This is a genomic window from Bacillota bacterium, assembly GCA_012518215.1.
GTDB lineage: Bacteria > Bacillota > Dethiobacteria > DTU022 > PWGO01 > JAAYSV01.
Map to the genome: position 1 here is coordinate 1 of JAAYSV010000026.1, position 16,619 is coordinate 16,619.

The 16,619-nt window shown below is 50.7% G+C and carries 11 protein-coding genes and 1 tRNA gene; 5 read left to right on the forward strand and 7 right to left on the reverse strand.

Features of this window, described 5'->3' with window-relative positions:
• A partial coding sequence (locus GX364_04520) for a hypothetical protein (protein NLI70111.1) occupies window positions 1–380 on the forward strand: 380 nt, incomplete at its 5' end.
• Between the two features lie 269 nt (window positions 381–649).
• Window positions 650–2,083: a leucine-rich repeat domain-containing protein gene (locus GX364_04525; protein ID NLI70112.1), complete on the forward strand. Its 1,434-nt coding sequence runs from the start codon at window positions 650–652 to the stop codon at window positions 2,081–2,083.
• 160 nt (window positions 2,084–2,243) lie between these two features.
• Here GX364_04525 and GX364_04530 read toward each other — a convergent pair whose 3' ends face one another.
• Window positions 2,244–4,640 carry a SpoIID/LytB domain-containing protein gene (locus GX364_04530; GenBank protein NLI70113.1) on the reverse strand — a complete coding sequence of 799 codons (2,397 nt, stop codon included), beginning with the start codon at window positions 4,638–4,640 and terminating at the stop codon, window positions 2,244–2,246.
• A gap of 289 nt (window positions 4,641–4,929) precedes the next feature.
• Here GX364_04530 and GX364_04535 point away from each other — a divergent pair, with 289 nt between their 5' ends.
• Both GX364_04535 and GX364_04540 read left to right on the forward strand, forming a co-directional pair.
• Entirely contained in the window at window positions 4,930–6,102 is a 1,173-nt protein-coding gene (locus tag GX364_04535) for a thiolase family protein (GenBank protein ID NLI70114.1), read from the forward strand.
• Between the two features lie 212 nt (window positions 6,103–6,314).
• A tRNA-Arg gene (locus tag GX364_04540) sits at window positions 6,315–6,390 on the forward strand.
• A gap of 317 nt (window positions 6,391–6,707) precedes the next feature.
• Here GX364_04540 and GX364_04545 read toward each other — a convergent pair.
• Complete coding sequence (locus GX364_04545; protein ID NLI70115.1) at window positions 6,708–6,941, reverse strand: hypothetical protein; 234 nt, start codon at window positions 6,939–6,941, stop codon at window positions 6,708–6,710.
• Window positions 6,942–7,325: 384 nt separating this feature from the next.
• Complete coding sequence (locus GX364_04550; GenBank protein NLI70116.1) at window positions 7,326–10,562, reverse strand: hypothetical protein; 3,237 nt, start codon at window positions 10,560–10,562, stop codon at window positions 7,326–7,328.
• 529 nt (window positions 10,563–11,091) lie between these two features.
• Between GX364_04550 and GX364_04555 the strand changes: the two genes are divergently transcribed.
• Window positions 11,092–11,511, forward strand: coding sequence for a DUF134 domain-containing protein (locus tag GX364_04555; protein NLI70117.1), 420 nt, complete (start codon window positions 11,092–11,094; stop codon window positions 11,509–11,511).
• Between the two features lie 132 nt (window positions 11,512–11,643).
• On the opposite strand, the gene GX364_04560 is transcribed toward GX364_04555, so the two are convergent.
• From GX364_04560 to GX364_04575, 4 genes are all read right to left on the reverse strand, one after another.
• On the reverse strand, window positions 11,644–12,822 hold the full coding sequence (locus tag GX364_04560; GenBank protein ID NLI70118.1) for an acetyl-CoA C-acyltransferase: 1,179 nt from the start codon (window positions 12,820–12,822) through the stop codon (window positions 11,644–11,646).
• Between the two features lie 13 nt (window positions 12,823–12,835).
• Window positions 12,836–15,328 (reverse strand): 3-hydroxyacyl-CoA dehydrogenase, encoded by a 2,493-nt coding sequence (locus GX364_04565; protein ID NLI70119.1) that lies wholly within the window; start codon window positions 15,326–15,328, stop codon window positions 12,836–12,838.
• Between the two features lie 621 nt (window positions 15,329–15,949).
• Window positions 15,950–16,276 (reverse strand): DUF5320 family protein, encoded by a 327-nt coding sequence (locus GX364_04570; GenBank protein NLI70120.1) that lies wholly within the window; start codon window positions 16,274–16,276, stop codon window positions 15,950–15,952.
• Window positions 16,277–16,342: 66 nt separating this feature from the next.
• Window positions 16,343–16,573 (reverse strand): DUF5320 family protein, encoded by a 231-nt coding sequence (locus GX364_04575; GenBank protein ID NLI70121.1) that lies wholly within the window; start codon window positions 16,571–16,573, stop codon window positions 16,343–16,345.
• Between the last annotated feature and the right edge of the window lie 46 nt (window positions 16,574–16,619).

The following is a 16,619-nucleotide window of genomic DNA, read 5'->3' on the forward strand; positions in this document are numbered from 1 at the left end:
AACTGTGGGACCTCGACCTGAGCCATAACCTGATCAGCGATATTTCGCCCCTCTCCGGCTTGACCGAACCGGGATGGTTTGACCTGCGTTACAATTCTTTGGATATAACCGCAGGCAGTCCAACGATGCTGCTGATCCAGCAGTTGATCGCCAAAGATATAAGAGTAATATATCTCGAATTGGGGGATCTTACAGGAGATAGCAAGGTTGACGTCAACGACGCCATATGGTTGCTGAGAAGTATTGTGAACCTGGCGGAGTTGTCACTGAATCAGGAGGTGGCCGCCGATGTCAACGGGGATGGCAAGGTTACTGTTCAGGATGCGATACTGATTCTGCGTTACATTGTGGGCTTGATAGGTGAGTTTCCGGCGCTGTAAGGGATACAAGCCTGCAAGCGCGGGGAAATATTTCCAGGGGCGCCGGTTCTTCTTTGATCGGCGCCTTCTCGATGTTCAAACAATGGGGAACAGAACCGCAGATCAACGTGATTTTTACCGCTGATATGGCAATTTTCGATCCGGGTAGCAGATGGGTTATTTATTTTATGTCCATACAGGAAAGAAGGGAATAACGTAGAAATAGATACGAGCGGAAAGTGACCGTATCATGGATCGAACCAAATTCAAGGGAGACAGGGGGGTTTCGGATGATCGGGAAATACAAGAAAATTTATTCATGGGGTCTGCTACTGATCACGCTGGCGGTGTTTTCCGGTGTTGGCAACATTTCCTTAGCTTACGAAGCGGTAAACATACCTGATAAAAAATTGGAGGAAGCGATCCGTGAGGAATTGGGGAAACCGGCCGGTGACATCACAGAGGCGGATATGGAATTGTTGACCAATTTGAATGCGTACGACAGTGAAATATCTGACATAACCGGTCTTGAATGTGCAACCAACCTGGAGGAACTTTACCTGCGGAACAACGAAATAAGTGATATTTCCTCCCTTTCCCGCTTGAAAAAAATGGAGATACTTTACCTGTCGGGCAACCGTATCAGCGATATTTCCCCTCTTTCCGGCTTGACCGACCTTAAAAATCTTGATCTGGGAAGTAACCATATAAGCGATATTTCTGCCCTTTCCGGTTTGAAAAACCTGAAAACCCTTGACCTGAACAGCAACCGGGTCAGCAGTATCGACGCCCTTTCCGGCTTGAGCAGCCTGTCGAGCCTTTACCTGTGGGGCAACCAGATCGAAAGTGTTTCTGCTCTCTCCGGCTTGGTCGGCCTGGAGTGGCTTGAACTTTGGGATAACCGGATCAGCAATACCTTGCCTCTTTCCACGTTGACCAACCTGAGGGGGCTTTGCCTGGGGCGAAACCGTATCAACGATATCTCTGCTCTTTCCGGTTTGAAAAATCTGGTAGTCCTTGAACTGTACAACAACCGGATCAGTGGAATTGACGCTCTTTCCGGTTTGAAAAAGCTGGAGGAGCTTTACCTGTGGGACAACCAGATCAGCGATATCTCCGCCCTTTCCGGTTTGGGAAAGCTGGAGATTCTTGATCTGGACAACAACCGGATCAGCGATATTTCCGTTCTTCCCTGTTTGAGCAACCTGTGGGGTCTTGATCTGAGCCACAACAAGATCAGCAACATCCTCGTTATTTCCGGTTTGAAAAACCTGGAGGTGCTTTTCTTGAAGGATGCCGGGCTCGGTGATATCTCTTTTCTGTCCGCTTTGACCAACTTGCATAATCTTGACATATCGTATAACCGGATCAGCAATATCTCGGTTCTTTCCGACCTGACCAACCTGAAAAGGATTGACCTGCGTTACAATTCTTTGGATATAACCGCAGGCAGTGAAACGATGTTTCTGATCAATGAGTTGATTGACAGAGATGCAACAGTAATATATATTTCATTCGGCGATCTTACAGGAGATAGCAAGGTTGACGTCAACGACGCCATATGGTTGCTGAGAAGTGTTGTGGACCTGATGAAGTTAACGCCGACTCAGAGAGCAGTCGCCGATGTTAACGGGGATGCTCAAGTCAATGTCCAGGATGCGATACTGATTCTACGTTACATTGTGAAGTTGATATATGATTTTCCTGTACTGCAAGGAGTATAAGCCTGCATGTGCAGGGGGAGGATTCTCAGAGGCGCCGGTTCTTCTTTGACCGGCGCCTTGGAGATATTCAAATGTAGAGTTTCTCATGCCCCTGGCATGAAAGAAGATTCCACTGTATATTACACCATGCTGTACCTCGAAAATATCATCCGCGTGTCCATCATTCATGAACACGATGCAACTGTGTACCGGGATAATAATGTTCGATGATCTGTACAAAGTCAAACCCTTTTTCGGCCATGCCCCTGGCCCCGTTCTGGCTCAATCCCACGCCATGGCCGTAGCCGCCGCCACTGATTCTGATCTCACGGATTCCCCCGTCCCCGTCCGGAACCGTATCCAGATAAGCAAAAGCGCTGGGCAGGACATTGAAATTTTCGATCTGCGTGCCATCGCCCCTTCGTAGAATTATCGGGTTGGCCCCGCTGCGGTACTGAATCGGCCGGATCGTGAAACGGATCGTATATTCGCTGACAAGTCGGTAGGTTCCCCGCGTTCCTTCGATTTCCAAGACCATCATGTTCCCCCCGGCGCCGCGTTGCAACGTGCGGATGCCCAGAAGCTTGCCCGGAGCGTCCTCCGGTATTTCCCTGGATACGAAATCTTGCCCTTCCCCGGTCAGTACCAGATCGGGACGGCGCCGGTACTGTTCTCCCAGATTGTGCCTGACGATCTCTTCAAAATCATGGCTGCTCATCGTGATCTTCCAGCGGAAGAAAGGGGCATCGCGGTCATACGCCCCTTCATAACCGGTTTCATCGATGAATGCCATCAGGTCTTCCTCGGAAGATAGTTCAAGAACCTCCCCGGGGATCTGTGACCGAGCGAACAGATAGGGCATCCTGTTCCCGGGAAAACCGACTTCCGGTGTGGTCCATACTTCTTCAGGGTTGGCCGTGCAACCGCAAGAAGTGGAAAAGAAAAAGGCCTCGATAGGCTCGTTGTCATGAAAAGGCACCAGCCCTTTTGTTTCCCCGATGGCCTGATCGGCAAGGCTGTCTCCCGGCCCGAGGTTGTACACCTGTGAAGCAATGCTGTCATCCACGTGTGCTCCGACGGCGTGATAACGGCTCTCCATGATCTGGCGATAAGCATAGGAGCGGGATACGATCGCCTGCGCTTTCAAGGCCTCAAGGCCAAAAGAAGAGGGCATCTCGCCGGGTACCACCGCCCGCAGATAATCTTCCAGGGGCAGCTCGTTGACCACGACCAGCCCCTCGCTTCCTGCAAAGATATCCAGGTTGCCCCGGTAGGCAGGGGCATATTCGCCCCGGGTTTCCCGGTGTGAAGCAGCGATGAAAAAACACCCCTGTTCTTCTTCCACCGGACTTAACAGGATGCGTCGATCAAAGATGGCCTCCTCCCCTCCCGGCAGAAGAACCGCTATTCCATCCGGAGATGAACGTATCGTTACCTGTCTATTGGCGGGAATGGTGAACGTTTCCGGCCTGCTTTCTCCGTTCCCCGTGCCGTTGCTTTCCTCACTTTCACTCTCTTCGTCCCCATCTCCATCCTTCTTCCCGTCATCACCCTCGCCCGCTTCCCCCTGTTTACCCGTTCCCTTGCTTTCCTTTCCGGGTTCCGCCATCCTGAACGCCGTTGCAGCGGATATGCGGACTTCCCGGTGATAAAGGTTCTCCCCCGAGGAATCATTCAAGACCACGCGTATTTCACCGGGCTTGAAATGCCCGTCAACCGTTGCTGCCAGAATCTTCTTCCCGAGCAGGTAAAATGAGATGCCCGAGCTGCCCACGATCAGGTCCGAGGATCGGCCGCATTCCGCCGATTTCTTATCACGGTCGAGCAGATATACTTCCGGCCCACCGGCGGTGTAGAGCGGGAAAAGCCCCTCCTGCTCGCCTTCGATCTCCGTGCTGTTCCTGACCATCACCCGTGAGATGGGCATCCGTTCCGCCTTCTCCACCGTGAGAATACTGTCATCCAGGACAAGCATGTAAACGACATCCCCGTATTCTGCTCCGACTTTCTCCCCGAGGCGGTACCTGCGCTTCTCGCCCCGATACAAGACACGCAGGACGAGAGGGTTTTCTTCGATGACAAATGCTCCATACAGAATATCAATGGGTGGCAGCACGGACACCATCCACGACCCGTTCTCGCGAACCATATTCAACCTGACCGTGAACTCCGCATCACCCTGGGCCAGCAACACCTCGGCTGCCCCTTTCAGAATGCCCAGCAGATAAGAAGTATTTATCTGTCTGTAAGCTATTGATTCTCTTTCCATCAGCTCGTGTAAACCATCGAGCCCTTTCTTCCCGGCGGCCATCATAACCCGGGCTGCATCGATTTCTCCGGCATTGACCAGAACCATGAACTCATCGGCCCGGGCCGCTATCTCCCCCGTCTCATGTTTGTAATAATAAAATATTGTGAGCAGTAAAAGGATCAACAGTACCGGAAAAATCCAGGCCCTGCCGCCTTTTTTCTTTTTGTTTGCCTTTTTCGTTCCCCGGGGCCTTCCCGTTCCATCTATCGTGCCGCTGTTGAATCTCTCAACCCCATCGATCTTGAATGTATTGCCTGACGAGGGCATATCTCGTTTCCTTTCAAATGCACTTTTTTCTCTTCCAACCGCATTCCCACCCTGATTTTAGCATACTTTGAAACATGTATCCCTCAAGGTATCGTGATTCTTAAATAAAATGCTAAATATGACTATTATTTAAAGGAAAAAACCATTTTGTAAAGAATATTTATAATATTGTAATTGCTTTGATTTTTTGGGTACGGCCTTTCGTCTCCTCGGGCTTCTTCAGCCACGCTGTCAGTCAGGGAACGAAGCCGGATCCGGGAAAATAAATAAATAAAAGGAGAGATAGGTAATGAAGGAATGTGTAATCGTAGACGGAATGAGATCGGCCAACACCAGGGCCCATCGTGAAAAAGGCTGGTTCAAGAACAGGCGGCCCGATGAATTGCTAACGGCGGTTTATGATGCCCTCTTCGAGAGAAATCCCCAGGTTAAACCCGAGGAGGTGGAAGCCGTTTTTATTGGAACGGCCAACCAGACGGGAATGACCTACGACATCGCCAGGCTGGCCTGGCTGGCGGCCGGGTACCCCCATTCCGTGGCCACAAACAGCATCGGCCAGCAATGCCCCTCGGGAATGTCGGCCATAGAACATGCTGCCCGGGCCATCATGTGCGGTGAAGGAGAAATCTACATTGCCGGCGGCGTGGAAGACATGCTCAATATCCCCATGGGTATGGGCGCCGATTTCCCGCCCAGGCTGGCGGCCATATATCCGCCTGACGAGTTGCCCATGGGAGCAACAGCGGAAAAAGTAGCCGAGCAGTGGAATGTTTCCCGCGATGACATGGAGCAGATGGCATATTACAGCCATACAAAAGCGGCGGCTGCTCGCGATGCGGGGAAATTTGACAATGAAATCGTGCCCGTGGAAGGCGAGAAGGAAGACGGTACCACATTCATGGTTGACCGGGACCAGATGATCAGGGAAAATATCTCCATAGAAGCCATGTCCACGATGGTTTCACCGTTCAAACCGGGTGGGGTTATCACCGCTGCACTTTCTTCCCCGCTGACCCAGGGAGCCTGTGCGCTCATACTCATGAGCAGGGAGAAGGCGGATGAACTCGGCTGCTCCTATCACCTCAAGTACAGAGCAGGAGCGATGGCCGGCTGTGACCCCACCGTCATGGGTATCGGGCCCATCTCCGCTGTAAGGAAGGTACTGGAAAGGGCCAACCTGACCATGGACGATATGGGTGTGGTCGAGCTGAACGAAGCCTTTGCCAGCCAGTCGCTGGTCTGTGTGAGGGAACTGGGCATCGAAGAAAATGCCCCCTTCGAGAAGACCAACATCTGGGGCGGCGCCCTGGCCCTGGGACACCCTTTGGGGCAATCGGGAGCCAGAATCGTCGTCACCCTGAACAATATCATGAAAACGGACAAGGCAGACGTAAAATACGGACTCGCTGCCCTCTGCGGTGCATTCGGGAACGCCAATGCCACCATCTGGGAACGGGTATAGTTGAACGTCGGAATGGTAAAAATATACGGTATGCACGGGCTTTTCGCCCGGGCGTGTCCGGATAGAGCGTCAAGGTTGGCATCCCGGCGCGAACTCCGTAAAAATGCGGCGTGATGTCCTGGAAATAACCGCGGGCCTGCATCAAGCAGGCCCGCTTGAAATTGACGACACATGGCATTATAATATAATTGAAAAATAAGTTATACCTGCGTGCGCCTGTAACTCAGGGGATAGAGTAGCGGACTTCTAATCCGTTTGTCGAGGGTTCGAATCCTTCCAGGCGCGCCACCTTGAATGGAAGTCATAAACACTTGCGGTACAAGGGTTTAGGGGACTTCCATTTTTTTATACACACGCCCCGGAAATGAGTATCGGATGCATAATCCGTTGTTCATGGGCTTGAAATGGGGCCGGCGGATTTTTCACCCGCTGTTCAGTTGTCTTCTTTTTGCATAATGTATCTACCGGTACCGATTTATCACAATGGATAAAGTGATTTTTTGACGGTCCGATCCCAAACAGCCAGGCTGTTTGGGACATCAAAGCAGTCCCGCCCATGGGAATGATCCCTTCTCTGCCTGTCAAGTATGATAAAAATAAATCCATTACTTTTCCATGCTACTTTTTGTCAACCATCTTTCTACTACCTCTCTTCCAAACTCATGTATGCATACCAATTTTGTGGTTTCATCTTCTATGCTCAAAAAGTAAATATACTCCAACAACCCTTTGGTATCCCCATCCAGGAAATCATTTACCGAATGCCTTGGCATGTTGATCTTTCTTTTGTTTACACTTTCCCGGAACATATCCGCCAGAGCCCTGTAATGGTTTGCCACCCACACTCCCTCCAGAACCTCTCCTTCAACCTCTATCCTCTCAAATCAATTTAAACCTCTCTCATCTTTGCTTTCCCTGCAGTCGTCTTCCCTTGCCTTTCGGGGATGCCAATCTCTGCTCGTTTCGTTGTTTCTATGAATGTTCAGAGCAGCAATCCCACTGATGTATATGAAAGTTTTCGTCTTGATTTTGGAAATTACGCCGGAAGAAAAGTCGTGCCTTTGCGGTAACATCCCAAGGGATTTTCACCGGCATCGATGTGAAACCCTTGTTCTACACACGTGGAGGGCCGGTTCTTTGCATCATTCCTTCCGGAAAGAAAACAACAGCACCTGTTAACACAGAAGAACCGACCCCTTGCACGATTTACAGATCTATAATCCTTACTCTACCGGAAATTTATCTATCAAGCCCACAATGTAACGCAGGATCAGTATGGCGTCCTGAACAGTGATTTCGCCATCTCCGTTAACATCGGCGGTTTCTATTTCAACTTCCGTCAAGTCCACTAAATTAACAATGTATCTTAATACCAATATGGCATCGCTGACATTGACTTTTCCATCGCCGGTAAGGTCCCCGTAGGAAAGATACAATACCAGTACATCTCTATCAATCAACGTTTGAATCAATAACATTGTTTCACTATCCGGTGCCAGGTCAAGACCGTTGTATCTTATGTCAAGCCACCCCAGGTCGGTTAGACCTGAAAGAGCAGAGATATCGCTGATCTGGTTGTCCCGGAGGGAAAGCCATTCCAAATCGGTCAGCCCGGAAATAGCTTCAATATCGGTGATCTGGTTGTAGCTCAGGTCAAGTCTATACAATTTGGACAGGTCGGAAAGAGCAGAGATATCACTGATCTGGTTGAAGTTTAGCTCAAGGTTGTACAATTTGGTCAAATTGGAAAGAGGAGAAATATCAGTGATCTGGTTGATGCCTAACCAAAGGTACTCGAGGTTGGTCAAACCGGAAAGATCAGAAATATCGCTGATCCGGTTGTCCCGGAGGGAAAGCCATTCCAAATCGGTCAGCTCGGAAAGAGCTTCAATATCAGTGATCTGGTTGTCGCTCAGGTCGAGTCTATACAATTTGGACAGGTCGGAAAGAGCAGAAATGTCGTCAATCTGGTTGGAGCCCAGCTCAAGGCTGTACAATTTGGTCAAATTGGAAAGAGGAGAAATATCATTGATCCGGTTGATGCCTGACCAAAGGTACTCGAGGTTGGTCAGCTCGGAAAGAACAGAAATATCACTGATCCGGTTGTCGCTCAGGTCAAGTCTATACAATTTGGACAGGTCAGAAAGAGCAGAAATGTCGTCAATCTGGTTGGAGCCCAGCTCAAGGCCATACAAGTTGGTCAAACCGGAAAGATCAGAAATATCATTGATCCGGTTGTCGTACAGGTCAAGCACACGCAATTTGGTCAAAGCGGAAAGAGCAGAAATGTCACTGATCTGGTTGCTATCCAGGTAAAGTATCTCCAGGTCGGTCAACCTGGAAAGAGCAGAAATATCGCTGATCTGGTTGATGCCTGACCAGAGATACTCCAGGTTGGTCAGATCGGAAAGAGGAGAAATATCACTGATCTGGTTCTCATCCAATCCAAGCCACACCAAATCGGTCAAACCGGAAAGAGCAGAAATATCGATGATCCGGTTGCCGCCCAGGTCTAGCGACCACAGATTGGTCAGATCGGAAAGAGGAGAAATGTCGCTGATCAGGTTGCCGTTCAAGATAAGGTAATCCAGATTGGTTGCATATTCAAGGCCAGTCAGGTTTTCAATTTCACGATTTTCAGCATTTAACTCCCCGGTTAACGACTCCATATCAGCAGTCGTTACAATATAATCAACAGGTTTACTCAATTCATCCCGAATCGCGGCTTCCAGGTTGGGATCCGGTATGTAGACTTTCTGTGGTTCATATTCAACATCCACACCGGCATCCATCAAGGAGTTGATAATTGTCATCGTGGGGCTGCCATCAGTTATATCCAGATAATTGTAACTCAGGTAAAGGTAGTACAAGTCGGTCATATCGGAAAGAGCAGAAATATCGCTGATCCGGTTGTCGTTCAGGTGAAGCTGAGTCAACTCGGCCAAACCGGAAAGAGGAGAAATATCGATGATCCGGTTATCGTCCAGGACAAGGCACCACAAATTGGTCATATCGGAAAGAGCAGAAATATCGCTGATCCGGTTGTCGTTCAAGTAAAGCCGCCCCAACCCGGTCATATCGGAAAGAGCGGAAATATCATCGATCTGGTTGTTGCCCAGGTCAATCCTGTAGAAATCGGTCAGGTTGGAAAGAACAGAAATATCGCTGATCCGGTTGTCGTTCAGGCGAAGATCTTCCAGGTTGGTCAAACCGGAAAGAACAGAGATATCGATGATCTGGTTGTCATTCAGGTGAAGCCGCCTCAAGTCGGTCAGCTCGGAAAGATCAGAAATATCGCTGATCTGGTTGTTGTCCATGTAAAGGCACTCCAGATTGGTTAGCCCGGAAAGAGCAGAAATATCAGTGATCTGGTTGTCGCCAAGAGCAAGATTTCCCACGTTGGTCAAACCGGAGAGAGCAGAAATATCACTGATCTGGTTGCCGCTCAGGTAAAGATCAAACAATTTGGTCAAGCCAGAAAGAGCGGAAACATCGGTGATCTGGTTGTCGCCAAGAGTAAGTGTCTCCAGGTTGGCCAAACCGGAAAGAGCAGAAATATCACCGATCTGGTTGTCGTATAGGTCAAGCTCCTCCAGATTGGTTGCATATTCAAGACCGGTCAATTCAACAATTCTGCAATTATACGCATATAATTCAGTTAGCTCCTCCATGTCAGCGGTTGTTATGATATCATCAACAGATTTTTCCAATGCCTCCAGAATCGCAGCCTTCAGGTTGGCATCCGGTATGTACACTTTCTGCGGTTCATAATAAACCCCTACATTAGCGCCTATGAAGGAGTTAATAATTATCATCGTGGGGCTGCCATCAGTTATATCCAGGTAGTTTTCGCCCAGGCGAAGCTCACGCAAGCTGGGCAGGCCGGCAAGACCCGAGATATCAGCAATCTGGTTGTTTTCCAAGTAAAGCCACTTCAAAACAGTCAGGTCGGAAAGATCCGGGATATCAGCAATCTGGTTGTTGCTCAAGTAAAGCTCCCGCAAATTGTTCAGGCCGGAAAGAGCCGCGATGTCAGCAACTTGGTTGCCACTCAGGCCGAGCGACTTTAACCCTGTCAGGCCGGAAAGAGCCGCGATATCAGTGATCTGGTTGTTATATAAGTAAAGTTTCTCCAACTTGTTCAGGCCGGAAAGAGCCGCGATATCAGTGATCTGGTTGTCCGTTAGTTGAATGTAATCCAAATTGGTTGCATATTCAAGGCCGGTCAAGTCCACTATTCCTTGATCGCCCGGAATAAATATTTGAGAAAATGATTCCATCTCTGCCTTTGTAACATCACCGCTAGATCTTCCCAATTTATGCAAAATTACGTTCTTTAGCTTGGGATCCGGTATATCCACCACCTCGGAAGCAAAGGATATATTGCCGATACCGGAAAGCACCACTACCATGATAAAAAGCAGACACCATGAGATAACTTTCTTGTACTTGCCGATCATCCTGAATCCTCCTGTCCCCCTGAATTTGAATTGTTTTATGACACGGTTGCTTTCTGATGTTGTTTGCTTCCATATCGATGCTGTTTTCTCCTGCCCTGTAATGTAATCCGAGGCATAATAAGTAAAATAGGGGGGTAGATGTAAATTATTGCCCTTTTTCAATATAGTAGATTGCCTGGGGGGCGAACCTGTGCCAATGGCAGGCATTGAATGTATTTACCATCTGTTCGAGGAGATTACGATAACACTTCCACCATGTGTGATGCAGCAAGATCAGATAAGTTACAACAAGTTCGGGAGTTTCAATCGCGAACTTCCAATCCGTTTGCCGGGGGTTCGAATCCTCCCGGATGCGCTTTTCAAATGGAGGTCGGTAATGCTTGCGATTCAAAAGTTTACGCGACTTCCATTTTTTTGCGTATGCCTTGCCAGAGAAAATTGGCTATGGGTTGATACGCCCCTGAAATTTCAAGGGCTGTTTTCGTGCTGCAGGATTGTGATATAATTAAAGAGTGGAGGTGTTACAAGGGTGTCACGACCGGTCAAACCAAGAAGAGTGAGGCATCTGCCCCGGGTGACGTATTTCAAGCCCATGGGTACCCCGATGCATCGCTTGAAGGAGACGATCATAACCGTCGATGAGCTGGAGGCGCTGCGCTTGAAAGATCTGGAGGGGATAGATCAACGTCGCTGTGCCGATCAGATGGGCGTTGCCCAGAGCACCCTGCAGCGCATCCTTGCCAGTGCCCGGAAGAAGTTGACCGGGGCCATTGTCGGGGGGAATGCTCTGCGCATCGAGGGTGGATCTTATTCCATATCCGACAGGGTCACCTGCAAGAGGTGTCGCCATGGCTGGAGGAGAAATATTCTGTACAATGAACGGGGCCGGGCGGGTGGTAGCCCCCGTGCTTGCCCTTCCTGCGGCTACGAGCATGATGAGGAAGATTGAAGGAGGGCAAGTGCAGTTTTAAATGCTGGCTGGGAATGTATTTGGGGCCGAAAAAGGGAGAAGACGTTGTCTTCTCCCTTTCTTGATCATCTTGAGGCTGCGTTTTTCCCGTAGCTACAGGGGTTTCATTCTTTACTCCCTCTCGAAAAGGCCGGCCGCACCCATGCCGCCGCCGATACACATGGAGACGACACCGAAACGATTGTTCCGACGTGCCATCTCATGCAAGAGCGTGGCAGTAAGTTTGGCGCCCGTGCAGCCCAGCGGGTGACCCAGGGCCACCGCACCGCCGTTGACGTTGGTGATCTCATCGTTGAGGCCAAGCTTGCGGATGCAGTAAAGTGCCTGGGAAGCAAAGGCTTCATTGAGTTCGAATAGTTCTATGTCCTCGATCTTCATGCCTGTGAACTCCATCAGTTTGGGAATCGCCACCGAGGGGCCTACCCCCATCTCGTCGGGGTTGCAACCGGCGGCGACAAAACCGCGGTAGATGGCCATCGGCTTCAGTCCCAGGGACTTTGCCTTTTCACGCGACATGAGTACGGCTGCCGCCGCGCCATCGCTGGTCTGTGAGGAGTTTCCGGCGGTTACCGATCCCCCTGCGGCAAATACGGGGCGGAGCGTGCTCAATACCTCGAAATTGGTGTCCGGGCGGACGCCTTCATCGGTGTCGAAGACGAATTTGTTCTCCACCACCTTGTTGTCGGGTCCGACGGTCCGTTGCACCAATTCCAGGGGGACGATCTCATCCTTGAACCTGCCTTCCTTGATTGCCGCGGCGGCACGCTGATGGCTGCGTACGGCAAAATGGTCCTGATCTTCCCGGCTGATGCCGTAGCGGTTGGCCACGTTCTCGGCGGTGATGCCCATGGGAGTATAGGCCTCGACCTTGTAGTTGACCAGGTCCAGATTCGGGGTCAGTTTGTTCCCGCCCATCGGAACCAGGCTCATGCTCTCCACGCCTCCGGCGACCATGACGTCATCATAGCCGAGCATGATTCTTTCGGCGGCCAGGGCTATGGCCTGCAATCCCGAGGAACAGAACCGGTTGACGGTCATTCCGGGGACAGAATCAGGCAGTCCGGATTGCAGGGCTACCATCCGGGCCACGTTCATGCCTTGCTCTGCTTCCGGAAAGGAGCAGCCAAGGATGACATCACCAACTTCAGCGGGTTCCACCCCCTTGGCACGGGACAGGGCTTCCTTTACTGCAACGGTGGCCATGTCTTCCGGGCGGGTGAGACGTAGCGTTCCCCGGGGTGCCCTGCCGACAGCAGTACGCACACAAGAAACAATAACAGCTTCTTTCATTGATTATTCCTCCTTAATTCCTTAGTGGCTTGCCGGTAGTAAGCATGGCAGTGATCCGTTCATGCGTTTTTTCCTCGGCGCAGAGGCGCAGGAACGCTTCTCTTTCAATATCCAGCAGATACTGTTCGCTGACCAGTGAACCGGGCAGTATCTCTCCGCCGCTCAGGACAAAGGCGACCTCGCCGGCAATTTTCATGTCGTGCTCGCTTATATATTTGCCCCAGAGCATGGTGTAAAGGCCCGCCTTGAATGCGGCGATACCGTCGCGTCCGAGAACCTTGATCAGTTTCGGCCGGGGCGGTATATATCCCTCGATGGCCATGGCCAGGGCAGTCTGCTTGGCATCATAGATGAGGTAATCCAGGTTGTAGGTGACCCGATCCGTGGGACGGAAATAACGGAGTTCCTTGGCTTCAAAAGCGTTGAAGGCAATGCGCGCCATGGCGATATGTTCAAACGCTTTCTGCACCAGCGGGAGCATGTTGACGCCGCCGATATCTTCAGGGATACCCTCGATGTAACGGATCAGCAATTCTTTGTTGCCGCCGCCGCCGGGGATAAGGCCCACACCCATCTCGACCTGGCCGATATAGGTTTCTGCCGCGGCATGGATCCGGTCACAATGGACACATATCTCCATTCCACCGCCAAGCGTCATGCCGTGGGGCGCCGCCACCGTTGGTATTTTTGCGTATTTGAGGGCCATGCATGCATCCTGGAATGCTTTGACCGACTGTTCGAGCATCTCCCATTCCCCGCCCTGGGCTGCCATCATGACGAGAGCCACGTTGGCACCCACGCAGTAGTTTTCGGCCTCGTTACCGACGACCAGCCCGATGTAATTTTTCTCCGCTTCCTCCACTGCTTCGAAGATAAAATCGGTAAAGGAGGGGCTGATTGCCTGCTGCGGTGCGTGCATCTCCAGGCAGACGATGCCGTCACCGAGATCGATCAGGCTGCCGTCGTCAACACTCTTGACTACTTTGTTCTGTTTCTTCAGGACATCCAGTTTGATGGGATCGGGGTTCTCCGCGATGATGCGGTTGCCCTTGACCATGAAGGAGACAGTCTTCACGGGGAAGTCGACCTTCTCGGTTCCGGTGGGAACCTTCTGGTAATCCTTGGTGCGGATATCGTAGAAATAAAGGTTGCCCTCGTTGTCTTCCCGATAGAATGAGTTGCATCCCTTGGCCAGCATTTCCTCGACGACGGCGGGGATGGCCTCTCCTTCTTCTTTCATCTTCTTGACGCTGTTTTTCAGCCCGATGGCATCCCAGCTTTCAAAGGGACCAAGTTTCCAGTTGAAGCCCCAGCGCATGGCCCGGTCGATATTGACAATATCATCGGCGATTTCGCCGATGAGGTTGGCCGAGTACTGCAGGAACTTCTTGGTCAGTTTCCAGGCAAATTGGCCGGCAGTGTCATCCGTTTCCAGCAGGAGCTTGAAGCCTTTATGCAGACCGGCTTGCTTGACCTTTTTCAGGGTGTCAATTTTGGGCCGCTCCAGAGGTATGTATTCCACGGTTTTATGATCGAGGACGTACCTGTTGGTTTTTCCCTCCACCCTCTCCTTCTTGTAGAAACCCTGTTTGGCCTTGTCGCCGAGCAGTTTTTTCTCCAGCATCGAGCTCAGGAACTTCGGCGGGGTCATGATTTCTTTCTCTTCCTCATCATCGGATTTATCGAAACAGGTTTTAGCCACGTTGACAAAGGTGTCCAACCCTACGAAGTCAAGGGTCTTGAACGAGGCCGTTTTCGGATGGCCCATGGGCGGGCCGGTGATGGCATCGACTTCAGGTATGGTAAGATCCATCTCCTCCATCAATTTGATGGTGTACATCATGGCATAGGTTCCGATACGATTGGCGACAAAGTTGGGGGTATCCTTGGCAAAGACAACGCCTTTACCCAAGGATTTCTCGCAGAAATTGTGCATGTAATCGGTCACTTCTTTGATCGTTTCCCGGCAAGGGATTATCTCCAGCAATTTCATGTGGCGTGGAGGGTTGAAGAAGTGGGTGCCGATGAAATAGCGGCGGAAATTTTCGGAACAATCACTGACCATCTCGTTGATGGAAAGCCCCGATGTGTTGGAAGAAACGATGGTACCCGGAGTCCAGTACGATTCCAGGTTCTTGAACAATTTTTTCTTGATTTCCATATTTTCAAGGATAACCTCGATGATCCAATCCACATCCTTCAGTTTTTCCATGTCATCCTCGAAGTTTCCGACGGAGATCAGTTCTGCAGAAGAATTTTTGTAGAGAGGATTCATCGGAGCAGGCCTTTTCTTGATCAGCCCAGCTTTACCCGCATTGGACAGACGATTGCGAACGGCCGGGCTGTCCAGGGTCAAGCCTTTCTTTTCCTCGTCGGGGGTCAGCTCCCGGGGGACGATATCCATCAGGAGAACCGGGATTCCCACGTTGGCCAGATGAGCGGCAATGGTGGCTCCCATCACTCCTGCGCCAAGAACGGCAGCTTTTTTAATCTCTTTTACGGCCATCAAAATACCTCCTTGTTACTTTTTCCTCACATCTTTTATGAACATGTACGACAACTCTTCACGGACAACGGTTACCGTGTTTTCTGAAAATCACCTCCCAGAGCAAGATACAATAGAAACTGTTAAATAAATACAACTATACATGAATGTCGGCATGGGGCTTCGGTAAATATCGCCAGCCGTCATTTTGAAAACGCAAGAATATGAATATACTTATAAATATATTCGATAAATTAATACAATTTCCTTCAGATTTGTTATGGAACAAAAAAAATAATTAAACAATTTAAATATTTTGGGAGGCAACATATCGGAATGCACTTTGCTCCAGTGGGTCGGGGGCATGCTTTTACGTTGTCATTGCTATGGAAGTAAATGAACTCATAGGAGACGTTGTGCTTTGCTCCGGTGGTTATTGCAATGGTGATTGGTAGTAGAAAGTAAGTGGTCAGGATTTCCTGTCGCGGCAGGCTGCAGCCGCTCGCTCGGAATGAGATATAATAGTAAACAGCCGCTTGTCAATGTTTGGGCAGGCCGGGAAAAGTGCCCATGATGTACACCGTTGCCGGCCAATCGATGAAAAAAGGGCCGCCGATGGCTGTCGACGGCCCTTGCACACACTTATTCATCTGCGGGTTTTTCCAGTTGATCAATTTCGAGTTTTACTTCATCAAGTTCGGCCTGGAGTGCATCCGCTTCCATCCTGAGCAGTTCCGCTCTTTCGGAATCAGAGAGGTGGGGGTAGGCTCCGGGGCCGGGCCCGTAGTTGTAGAACCATTGACGGCAGAGTCCCAGGCCGCGCCCCCATCCGCGTCCAAATCCGGCACCGCGTCCAAATCCGGCACCACGTCCAAACCCGGCACCACGTCCAAACCCGGCACCACGTCCAAACCCGGCACCACGTCCTCTACCGTAGCCGTATCCAAAATAACCTCTGTTCATTTTCATTCCTCCTTTCAATGTTGATGGTTGTTTTCCAACAGAACAAAACGGTTGTTTCCAACCAGTTCTAACTTACCGGGGGGGGCGGCGCCTCCAGGCACGTTCCGGGCCAGATCCCGGATTCCGGACACGTCTTTGCCCGGGGCCGAGGCCCCAAAAACGCGCACCTTGACTGCCAGATGCCCCCGGTTGTGAAATGCGTTGCCGTCTCGGCATTCCGGAGGTTCTGTCGATGCATAATCCGCGGCCGTGACCTGTCCTTCTTCCTCTTCCGGAGGGGCCGGTTCCATCAAAAGCCGGCATCTTGCACACCTCCCTCGCTCATTTTATTCCTGATGACAGTGGCCTC